Source organism: Neochlamydia sp. AcF65, from assembly GCF_018342435.1.
Lineage (GTDB): Bacteria > Chlamydiota > Chlamydiia > Chlamydiales > Parachlamydiaceae > Neochlamydia.
This window is the reverse complement of sequence record NZ_JAEMUE010000007.1, coordinates 1-11057: the sequence shown is the minus strand read 5'-3', so window position 1 is coordinate 11057 and position 11057 is coordinate 1. Positions and strand designations below refer to the sequence as shown.

General features: G+C 37.7%; 9 protein-coding genes and 1 pseudogene. 7 read left to right on the top strand and 3 right to left on the bottom strand.

Features of this window, described 5'->3' with window-relative positions; genetic code table 11:
- Both NEOC65_RS00405 and NEOC65_RS09845 read left to right on the top strand, forming a co-directional pair.
- A partial coding sequence (locus NEOC65_RS00405) for an IS5 family transposase (RefSeq protein ID WP_213155356.1) occupies nt 1-577 on the top strand: 577 nt, incomplete at its 5' end.
- A gap of 424 nt (nt 578-1001) precedes the next feature.
- A pseudogene (locus tag NEOC65_RS09845) lies at nt 1002-1413 on the top strand (transposase); the annotation flags it as partial.
- Between the two features lie 369 nt (nt 1414-1782).
- Here the strand turns inward: NEOC65_RS09845 and NEOC65_RS00395 are convergent.
- Complete coding sequence (locus NEOC65_RS00395; RefSeq protein ID WP_213155355.1) at nt 1783-2403, bottom strand: exopolysaccharide biosynthesis protein; 621 nt, start codon at nt 2401-2403, stop codon at nt 1783-1785.
- Nucleotides 2404-2640: 237 nt separating this feature from the next.
- Nucleotides 2641-3939, bottom strand: coding sequence for a PhoH family protein (locus NEOC65_RS00390; protein WP_213155354.1), 1299 nt, complete (start codon nt 3937-3939; stop codon nt 2641-2643).
- Between the two features lie 339 nt (nt 3940-4278).
- Between NEOC65_RS00390 and NEOC65_RS00385 the strand changes: the two genes are divergently transcribed.
- Together NEOC65_RS00385 and NEOC65_RS00380 are read left to right on the top strand one after the other, a co-directional pair.
- A complete protein-coding gene (locus NEOC65_RS00385) occupies nt 4279-4983 on the top strand; it encodes a hypothetical protein (protein WP_166157306.1) in 705 nt (234 codons plus the stop codon).
- Between the two features lie 204 nt (nt 4984-5187).
- The gene (locus tag NEOC65_RS00380; RefSeq protein ID WP_213155353.1) at nt 5188-6453 is read left to right on the top strand and encodes an SH3 domain-containing protein; all 1266 of its coding nucleotides are present in this window, start codon (nt 5188-5190) and stop codon (nt 6451-6453) included.
- A gap of 107 nt (nt 6454-6560) precedes the next feature.
- On the opposite strand, the gene NEOC65_RS00375 is transcribed toward NEOC65_RS00380, so the two are convergent.
- A complete protein-coding gene (locus tag NEOC65_RS00375; protein WP_166157312.1) occupies nt 6561-7991 on the bottom strand; it encodes a DNA recombination protein RmuC in 1431 nt (476 codons plus the stop codon).
- Nucleotides 7992-8909: 918 nt separating this feature from the next.
- On the opposite strand from NEOC65_RS00375, the gene NEOC65_RS00370 reads away from it, so the two are divergent.
- The 3 genes from NEOC65_RS00370 to NEOC65_RS00360 all read left to right on the top strand — a co-directional run.
- Entirely contained in the window at nt 8910-9608 is a 699-nt protein-coding gene (locus tag NEOC65_RS00370) for a phosphatase PAP2 family protein (RefSeq protein ID WP_213155352.1), read from the top strand.
- Nucleotides 9580-10200, top strand: coding sequence for a transcriptional repressor LexA (gene lexA, locus NEOC65_RS00365; protein WP_166157318.1), 621 nt, complete (start codon nt 9580-9582; stop codon nt 10198-10200). The genes NEOC65_RS00370 and lexA overlap by 29 nt, the downstream gene beginning before the upstream one ends.
- A gap of 269 nt (nt 10201-10469) precedes the next feature.
- A partial coding sequence (locus NEOC65_RS00360) for a transposase (RefSeq protein ID WP_213155351.1) occupies nt 10470-11057 on the top strand: 588 nt, incomplete at its 3' end.

The following is an 11057-nucleotide window of genomic DNA, read 5'->3' as shown; positions in this document are numbered from 1 at the left end:
AGTTTATGGCGAAGGAGAGTGGAAAGTACGCCAGCATGGCAAAGCAAAGCGGAGGACTTGGAGAAAGATTCACTTAAGCGTTTGCCCAGACTCGCATGAAATTATTTTGAGTGAATTAACAACTAGCAATAAAGCTGATGATTTAGTGGCGAGCCAAATGATTCCCAAGCTGCCAAAGAGCGTAAAGACCACTTATGGAGATGGTGCTTATGATAGACAAGCTTTCTATCGATCGTCTTATGTTCGGGGGATAGATCCTGTAGTGCCTCCAAGAAGAGGAGGAAGGCTAAGCCAAGAGACGGACAAACCTTGGATGAAAAAAAGGAATGATAATTTAAAAGTCATTCAAGGCTTGGGAGGAGATGATGAGGCTAGGCAGCTTTGGAAGAAGCTTAGTGGCTATCATAGAAGATCGCTTGCCGAAACGGCGATGTACCGCTTTAAAAGAAACTTTGGAGGAGATTTTCGCTCTAGGAAGCTAGACTATCAGCGGGCAGAATTATATGCTAAATCTTTGGCAATGAACAAGATGACAGCGCTTGGAATGCCCCCCAAAGGACAATGGGTACTAACTTGATAAGCTTTTAAACAGACCAACTATTAGGTCATTTACGCAACAAGGCCGATTAATCTCCATTTTTTGCGATAAGGTAAGTTTCGTAAACAACCGGAGATTGAATGGCACACAACATGGGTTGAAGGCCACTTAAAAACCACTCATTGGAAAAAGCAATAAAAGAAATAGAAGGCCAAAATTATTACTAAGCGAAGCGGTGACTATTGTCGTCATGTTTCATACAAGAGCTATACAAAGTTTAAAGATTAATATATTCGACAAGTCATTCCCTCGCGGAAGAAATATTTTCCTCCTGTCCTTTCTATCATAAGTTCATCACTTTAATGGAAACATGCTTGTCTTTGCTTTTTGTTTATTCACAAGCTTGCTTAAAAAGAGTGTATAGGCATTTCATCTATCGCTTCTATTCTATTGAGAGTATGTCATACGCACCGTATCCACTCCCCTCCCAGTTTTCAAAAAAATAGCAAAAAGAGAAAAAACTTCTACCGGATACTTCTATGGATTCCAACTGCATTTAATCATTGATGATAAAGGAAAAATTCTTGCTTATATGTTAACGCCAGGAAATATGGAGGCCCAAGTCCCTGCCTTTGGTCTATCTAAAAAATTTTTTGGCAAAATGTTTGCCGACAAGGGATACATCTCCCACCCATTGTTTATCAAGCTTTACGAAAAGGGCTTAAGAATCATTACTAGGCTTATAAAGAATATGAAAAGCAAGCTAATATTACTGGTAAAAAAGATTTTATTAAGAAAGTGAGGCATCATTAAAAGCGTTAACAATAAATTGGAAAAACTCTTGTCAAATCGAACATCACCGACATCGCAGCCCGTGAAATTTTTTTGCCAATCTAATCAGCGGAATAGTGATCTATGCTTAAGAGTCCTGTAAGCCCTGCATCCAATTGACTTGCATGAAGAACCAAAAGAATGAGTTGGCTTACAGTTTAGGTATAATTGAAGCAGCCTTAGAGTGCTTTCTTATCCGATAAATCGCGTTAAATTATGAGTTTTTCGCTAAAAATAAGGTTAAGTGAATATTCGCTTTTAGCTAATCAAAAGTTCTAAGCACCTCTTGGCCCCCTAATCCGTTAATTACTTGTCTCTTATAAGCGAAAAGCTAAAGGGAATAAAGAAATTTTAAAACCCTGCTTTTTTTCTAAGCGCCACTAAAAAACAAGAAATTTCTTAGATAATAGCCGCTAAAAAATATATTTTTTCCATATAATCAGCCAATCTATTCCAAACCAAATGATAGCAGCAAAGCTCAGCAGACAAATAAAGGCGAAAAAATAGGCGATGAGGATAAAAAAGCCATCATCTTCTAAAAATGCTAGGCCAAAGGCTAGAAGGGGTAAAGCTGCTAATAAGTTGGTCAAAGGAATGGGAAGGGGTAAAGATAGAAAAAAAGCCAAAACAGCAATGGTCAGTCCGTGGATGATATGTAAATAACGATTTTTTACTAGCCCTATCCACCGGGTAGAAATCAAAAAGCCAAGCTTAGTATCTATTTTAAGCACATAGAACATCACCTTCTTTACAAACAAAAAGGGGATCTTTTTTTGCAATAATCTCTTAGGAAGCCAAACTTTATCTCCAAACGCTATTCTTAAACCTATTAAAAGGATTAACAATCCTAAAAGAGTGGATAGCCCAGGAATTTGCATGGGACTACAAAAAGGAAGACTCAACACAATTAACAAGGTAGCATAACCTTGATCGGCCAAATGATCCATAATTTTCTGGACCGATAACTCTTCTGAATGTGTTTGGTTCAATAAATGCTCGAGCTTTTCAGCTAAAGAGGAACATTTTTTTAACATATTGCTCTGTAAAATTGCTGGTTGTAGGATTCAGAATAAAAACTTGCGTATGGAGCTATCAACTTTATCAACCTTTATCCTCTTTATTTGGATTAAAAGATTTTCATCTAAGGATGAGAAAACATTGCTCTTCCCCTGCCGCTTTTGTCTTTTCTGCTCTATTCGCTGTTTACTTAAAAAGGAGAGCTTTTGGTAACAGATCAAATGGGCTTGAAAACTTTTATTTGCAGGTAGTGATTATAAAATTTCAGCGGCAAGGGCTGCCAATTCACTGCGTTCTGTCTTCTCCATAAATACATGCCCATAAACTTGCTGATTGCTAAAGCGTCCCACCACATAGCTAAGGCCATTAGAATCCTTATCTAAATAAGGATTGTCAATTTGTGTAGGATCTCCTGTTAAAATAACCTTCGTGTTTTCTCCTGCACGAGAAACAATCGTCTTCACTTCATGGGGAGTAAGGTTTTGAGCTTCATCAATAATGATATACATCTTTGGCAAAGAACGTCCCCTTATATAAGTAACCGCTTCCATTTCAATCTTTTTGCTTTCCATCACCCACCGCAAAGTTTCGCTAGGCTCACTTCCTACAGAATCACAGAGATATTCTAGATTATCATAGATAGGTTGCATCCAATTTAATAGCTTCTCTTCCTTAGTGCCTGGAAGATACCCAATGTCACGCCCAAGGGGGATCACAGGGCGGCTAACAAGAATGCGCGTATAAGTTCCTTCATCAAATACTTTACGTAAGCCGCAAGCCAATGCTAAAAGGGTTTTTCCTGTCCCTGCTTGCCCGATCAGTGAAACCAATTTAATTTCATCTCGCAAAAGGGCATCAATCGCACATCTTTGCTCTACGTTAAGAGGTTTAATTCCCCAAAGATTATTAGCTTTTATAAGGGGCTCGATTATCCCTCGCTTTGCATTATACTTACCAACCCCTGATGAGTGCTCGGGGGAAGAAAAAATACAATACTCGTTAGGCTGTAAATCTTCGGCATCTATCTGAATAGCTCCATCTTTGTAAAACACATCAATAGCATGTTTAGGCATTTCTATCCGCCGTAAACCCTTATACATGGAGGCATAGGAATATTTTAAATTTTCATAATCTTCGGTTTCTAAACCAATGGCTTCGGCTTTAATACGGGCAGCAAAATCTTTAGAAACAAATACAACGTTCTCTCCCTTCTCTTTTAGAAAGAAAGCAGCTAGAATAATTTTATTATCATTATTGGAAAGAGCAAAGTTATAAGAATAATCGGTTTTAAATTCGACCTGGATGCGTATCACTGCCTGGTTATCTAAAGTAACGCCGGCATGCAAGTTTCCCGCACCTATAGTATTTAGATTACTTAAATAGCGAAAAACCGCACGTGAATTACGTCCTAAATCGCTTGGCAAACGCTTCATTTTGTCCAATTCTTCTAACACAGTGACGGGGATAATTACATTTTGGCCAGGAAATTTGATGATCGCTTCGGGATCATGCAATAAAACGTTAGTATCAAGAACAAATGTTTTCGAGAGCATACTCGATCTCCTTGTTGCGATAAATCAGTAGCAAATTATCTTTTCGACTTGAACAAAAAAGAAAAACAGGAAAATTTTACTTTTCTGTAAGGCAGGTCTCTTAGATATTAAGATAAGGAATGGGAAGAAAAAAGTAAAAAATTAATATTTTTTAATATATTCTTTTTCTTTTAAGGAGCTCATCTCTTACCTATTTTGCTCTCTATCAGCAAATTACACATTAATTCAGCACTTAACAGCTTTGACTGCTAAAAAACACTTGACTTGTATTTTCTTTTATCGTATGGTATGAGTATAATTAAAGATTATTACATTATTTTTAATAAGTGAGGTATCAGGATGAAAATTAATGATAAAATATTAAGCATCCCCCCTTATATTTCGACTAGCTGGAGGCATGTAAAATCGCTCCAAATGAAAGGCCCTTTTTTAGTCATCACTTTAATGGGCGGCGAATCAATTAACATTCCTAACCTTAAAGGAGAAGTAATTGAGCAAATTTTTAGTGCCCATGCTGAATATTTAGAAAAATTTATTGATCCTCAAGAGGAGAGTGACCCTAATTTATCTCAAGCTATGTTGAATACCGACCAAGGCGAAGTACCTTTTAAGCTAGGAATTGGTTCTATCGATGGTATGGGCAATCCCTTGATTCATAATCCCGCCCAACGCGATGCTCCTGATATTCCCAAACAGATTTTAGAAAAAATTGCAGCTATCGCTAAAATCATTTCTCCAGAAGAGCTAAATGTATTGCCTAAAGCAGAATTAGACTGTAACTGTCTTCATTGCCAAATTGTGCGCACAATCAATGTAGCCGTGGAACCAGAAGCAATGACAGCAATGGGCTCAGAAGAAGAGGAAGTTAAAGAGGAAGAACTCGTCTTCCAACAATGGGATGTGACCCAAGCAGGTGATAAGCTATTTAATGTGATTAACAAGCTAGATACGCAAGAAAATTATAGAGTCTATTTGGGCCATCCTGTGGGATGCACCTGTGGAAAATCAAGCTGCGAGCATATAGTAGCTGTCCTTAAAAGTTAAAAACTTATTATTTTTCCTAGCTAAACCCTCATTTTTCTTTTGCCCACCAACACTTCAATTAATGCATCGCGCTATTTTTTCTTTCTCCTTAAAGAAAACATTGTCTGATGCATTAATCCTATCTAAACCTCCTAACTTCCTTGACAATTTTTGATCTAGTCCATAAAATTTTTATCTATAACTATTACTTTTAGGAGCTAACTGATGAATCAAGCAGCCTTATACTTGCTGGCAACTTTCTTCTTTGCTCAATGTCTCAGCCAGCCTGTTCATAGCGACTTAGAAAAAACATCCTCTTCTTTTTCTCATCTCCAATCAAATCTCAATCCAGATTTTTCTGCCACCCCCCAACCTTTTGCAGCTTTTACAGGACGTACTCTAAAAAACAAGGTAAGAATACGTCTTCAACCTAATTTAGAAGCACCTATTTTACGTGAAAGCAATAAAGGAGATTTGTGGATTGTTGTAGGGGAAAGGGATGATTTTTATGCTTTAGAAGCGCCTGAAGATCTTAAAGGATATGTTTTTCGCACTTATGTATTAGATAATACAATTGAAGGAAGCCGTGTGAATGTACGCCTAGAGCCTCATCTAGATGCCCCTGTTATTGCCCAACTTCAAACGGGTGACAAAGTTAATGGCCAAATTAGCGCTCTTAATAATAAATGGCTAGAGATTACCCCCCCTGCCTCTACACATTTTTACATTGCTAAAGAATATATAGAAAAAATAGGCAACGCTGATTTAAAAGCCTCTTTAAATCATAAACGCAAAGAAGGGATCAGCCTACTTGAAAGTACACTTACTCAAAGTCAGCAAGAATTCCTTAAGCCATGGAATCAGATTAACCTAGAGAAAATCAATGAGGATCTTAATAAAATAATTAACACTTACTCCGACTTTCCAGAAATCCAAGGTAGAGCAAGAGAATTATTGGCCACTATCCAAGAAGATTATTTACAGAAAAAGATTTATTATCTAGAGAATCTTTCCACCCATGCCGAGCAGCTCCACACTCATAACAAGACACTTTCTAGCAAAGTGGCTTTACAAGAGCAAAGAATAGCTGAGCTAGAACAAGCTAACCAACCCAAGCTTCCTAGTAGTTCCTCGGTAACTTCAAGTAGCTATAGTGCTGATAAAATGAGCGCATGGCTGCCAGTAGAAAATCAATTATATGAAACATGGGCAGAAATGCATGATAATCAGCCTATCTCGGCTTATTATGATGAACAGCAGCAGCAAGCCAGCACAATAAAAGGCATCATTCAACCTTATGATCGATCTGTCCGTAACAAACCAGGCGACTTTGTGCTTTTAAATCCAACTACCCAGATTCCTATGGCTTATCTTTACAGTACGCAAGTAAACCTGCAAAACTATTTAGGTCGAGACATTACCTTAAAAGCCTCTCCTCGAAACAATAATGACTTTGCCTATCCTGCCTACTTTGTTCTTTCGATAGAGTAGAAAGCCTATTTATTAAGGCGCTGAAAGGCGCCTCATTACTTGAGGCCAATTTTCTTTTCTATAAAACTTCTAAGGTATTGAAAAAACATCCGTCTGTTTATCATTTTTTACTCATTGACAGATAAACGCGTTTGTAAAGGATTCTCCTCAAGCTCCGCAATATTTGTTGGCTGATTTGTCGACCTCCGTGTCTTTAAATCTACAGTTTCAAGTAGCTCAATTTCATTCTGTCCACCCACTCCCAGATCTTTAAACTTCCTAGCCGTCACTAGCACTCGACCCTCAAAAGAACCTACGGTCTTATTATAAGCTTCTACAGCTCTACTTAAGCCTTTTCTTACATCTTCAAAATGTTCGCTCATCACTTGCAAACGATCATACAACTGGCGGCCTAATTGGCTAATCGCCTGGGCATTTTCGGCAATCAGCTCTTGCCGCCAACCATAAGCGACGGCCCGCAGCAATGCTATCAAAGTAGTAGGGGTAGCTAAAATAACCTGCTGATCTACTCCATGTTCGATTAAAGAAGGATCGTGCTCTAGAGCGGCACTAAAAAATGTTTCGCCCGGAAGAAAAAGTACCACAAATTCAGGTGCTGGCTGAAATTGGTCCCAATAAGCTTTTGCAGAAAGCTGATTGATATGAGTACGGACCTGTTTAGCATGCTCTTTTAACTTCATGATTTTATCCGTTTCGTTAGGCATCTCTAAAGCCTCTAAATAAGCTTGCAAAGGAGATTTTGCATCCACTACGATCTGCTTGTTATTGGGTAGATTAATGATAAGATCAGGTCTTAGACGACGCTCATCGTGGGTAGAACTTTCTTGCTGCAAAAAGTCACATTTTTCAACCATTCCGGCCATTTCTACGACCCGTCGTAATTGAATTTCCCCCCAGCGCCCTCGCACATGAGGCATACGTAATGCTTTTGCTAGATTTGCCGTTTCTTGCTGTAGCTGTGCATTAGCAGTATATAAGCTTTTTACTTGCTCAGTGAGAGTAGCGTAAGCTGAAACACGGGATTTTTCTAAATCTTCAATCTTGCTATCAAATTTCTCTAGTTTCTCTTTGATGGGTTTGACAAGCTCGTCAATCGCTGCCTCACGCATTTTTAAATCTCCTTTAGCCCCCTCTTGCAATTTTTCAAAACGAGCAGCAGCTAAATCCAAAAACATCTGGGAACTTGATTTTAGAGCCTCTGCTGACAGAGCATTAAAGGTATCAGTAAATTTTTGCTGAGCTTGATCTAAAAGTTCAAGCTTTTCTTGCATTTGCTGAGCTTGATGAGTTAATTGCATTTCCAATTCAGCAATTCTACTTCTTTGAAAGCTATTTTCTTCGCGATAATTTTGGAGCTGTATTTCTTTGCTTTCTAAGCTCTCTCGCCATTCTCGCCCCTGTTGTTCTAGCACTCGGCATTTTTCCATCCATAAAGCCTTTTCGCTCTGTTTATCTTTACACTTTAAAAGCGTCCAAATAAAACTTACCCCTAAGACGCCTATTACCAGCGCTAGTACCCCATCTACCAGATAATCCATTGGCTTAACCTCCCCTCAAACTAAATGAAATGCCCCTATCCTAGCACTTCAAAAGAAAAAATTGCGATAAAACTGTTCCCTTGCTCGAATTTAAATTGGCAAATAAATCGATTAAGCAAAGAGGCAATCACACACACGTAAAGGCCTACATTCACTCTATCTTCCCCTCCTAACCTTATGATGCTAGGCAAGCAGTCATCACATCTGGACGGTCTTTAAAGAGGGATTTTATACTAGATAGTTAACATTATTGTTACTTAAATAAAAACATACATTTTTCTAAGGATCTATAAAGACTCACCTAATCATGTAATTATCAGAGTAAAAAGACAGCCTGCAAGCTATCTAGAAGGCAAAGCAGTTCAGCTTATTGCCCTTCTAGCACTCCTATGAGTTTCTTGCCAAAATTTCCTTGTATACGTGGTCATCATGGCTATTTTTTAGCAGTCGAATGGGCTAAGGGATTACCTATCAGATGACGACACAGGAGTTTTTAAGCGCTCACCAAGAAAGAAAGCTTTTGTTGATAAAAAAATGCATGGCGCTTCAAACTATGAGATTTATCAAGACATTACTTTCATGATTTTACTTTAATACCTAAAGGAATTTGAAGAGAGCTTGTACAAAGCTTATCAGATAGGAGATGAAAAAGTTTTTCCTCAAAAGGCTAATCTCTTGTAATTAAGGCTATCCCTTTTGATAGCTAGCTAAAAATAGAGCCTTGTATACTGCGATCTTTTTAATCTCCATGAATTCTATTTATTCTAAATATTTCAATTTTTTAGAATTTTTTAACATTTAAGAATTGAGTAAACAGATAAAAAAGCAGTAATCAATATTCAGTAAATTTTTATTTAGATAAAAAGAGATTGATGTATTGTAAGAAATTTAGGTAAAATAGCAATAAAAAATTATTTTATGTTATACTCTCCTACACGCTCTTTATGGCTTATTCCCTTAATTTCTATTCTTTTGCTAACCCCCTTTAGCTCTACCATTGATTTGGCAGTGGCACGCTATTTTTTTGCTAACGGCCATTTTCAATCTAATAGCTTTTTAAATTTTCTTTATTCTTATGGAATGGTTCCAGGCTGGATCTTAACTTTATTTGCTTTATTATTTTTGGTTTTATCCTACCTTCATCCCTTCTGGAAATGTTGGCGGCCTTATGCCCTTATTCCCCTTTTAACGATGATTGTAGGAGCTGGCATTATTGTAGACTTATCGCTAAAGGGACATTGGGGTCGCCCTCGTCCTAAGCAGCTTGAAGAATTTGGTGGCCTCCAGCATTTTAGACCTTTTTACCAACCTAATTTCTTCCATCAACCTGAACCTTCTAAATCTTTTCCTAGCGGTCATTGTTCGATGGGCTTCGTTTTCTTGTCGCTTACCCTTATAGGGCGGCGGCTAAGGCAGCGTTGGCTTTATTGGTGGGGTACTTTCACTTCTGTGATCTTAGGAGCTCTGCTAGGCTATACCCGTATGGCCCAGGGAGGACACTTTTTTACTGATGTTATTTTTGCAGCAGCTTTTATGTGGTGGACAGCTCTCTTTTTTGATTGGTTGATATTTGAGCAACGGATAGCAGATGAAAAGTTTGACAAAGAAACAGTATGAATTATTGAGCTATATAAAAACCTATCTTCAAACGCACCACTATGCCCCCAGCTATCGAGAAATTATGCAGCACTTCTCTTTTACTTCTCTAGGCACAGTGTACAAATACATTACTATTTTAAAGAGCAAAGGCTTGCTGGAGTCAAAAAAAAAGAGCAGGCGCTCACTTTCTTTACTTCATGACTATCCAACAAAAAAGGATTTCACCAGCTTATCCTTACCTTTCATTGGGTACATTTCTGCCGGAGAACCTATTGAGACTTTCCCTAAAAGTCTTTCTTTTGAAGTGCCTAGCTCTTTGATTACCATGCCTGAAGCCACCTACATTCTTAAAGTGAGAGGAGATAGCTTAGTGGAAGAACTTTTGGCTGATGGAGATTATTTAGTGGTAGAAGCACGCCAAGAAGCTCAGGCAGGAGAAACAGTGTTAGCTCTTTTAAACCAAAATGATGTCATTATAAAGAAATATTTTCTAGAAGATGTTTATGTCCGCTTAGTCAGTCGTAGTCTTCACAACCACCCTGTCATCTTAAGGGAAGATGATATCATGGTTCAAGGCGTGGTAGTAGCGGTTATTAGAAAAAATTTTTAAAAAGTTTTCCTATCCTCAAAGTTATGATGAAAAACAAGCTAATTGATAAACAGATGTGAGCGCTAACCGCAATCAAAGAACCTATTACACTGCCTGGCAGCTTGAATATCTTTATATAACTAAGAATCGTGAGTAAAAAGGTCTTTGCCAATCCAGTAAATAAACTTTATCTCTTCTAAAAAAAGTATAAATTTACTCACCTTACGCACAGATGAGTTGAAAAAATTATTCTAAAGGTATATTTTTTTCTTTGAAAAGAGGAGAAAAAAATGAAACTTGATCTTCTTGATATTTATACAGATTATCTTATCAGCCAAAATCAACAAGCAACAGCTACAGGGCTATCCAATCTTTTAGATGGTCAGGTTAGCCATGATAAAATCACTCGTTTTCTTAATAGCAATCCAGGGGGATCGAAAGAACTATGGCAGTATGTTAAAAAGCAAGTGCGCCATTTAGAACAAGATAGAGGAGGTGTATTGATTATTGACGATACGATAGAGGAAAAGCCCTATACAGATGAAAACGAAATCGTCTGTTGGCACTTTTCTCATACTAAAGGAAGATGTGTAAAAGGGATTAATCTACTTTCCTGCCTTATTAGCTATGGAGATTACACTTTTCCCATCGGTTTTGAAGTAATCAAAAAAGACATGCATTTTTGTGATGTGAAAACAAAGAAAGAAAAAAAGCAGTCATCCATCACTAAAAACCAACATTTCAGAGCGCTTATCCAACAGGCAGTTGTCAATCAAGTAAAGTTTGAGTATGTGCTAGCGGATAATTGGTTTGGTGCTAAAGATAATATGGAATTTATCCACTATAAACTCAAAAAAATGTTTATATTTGGCATAAAG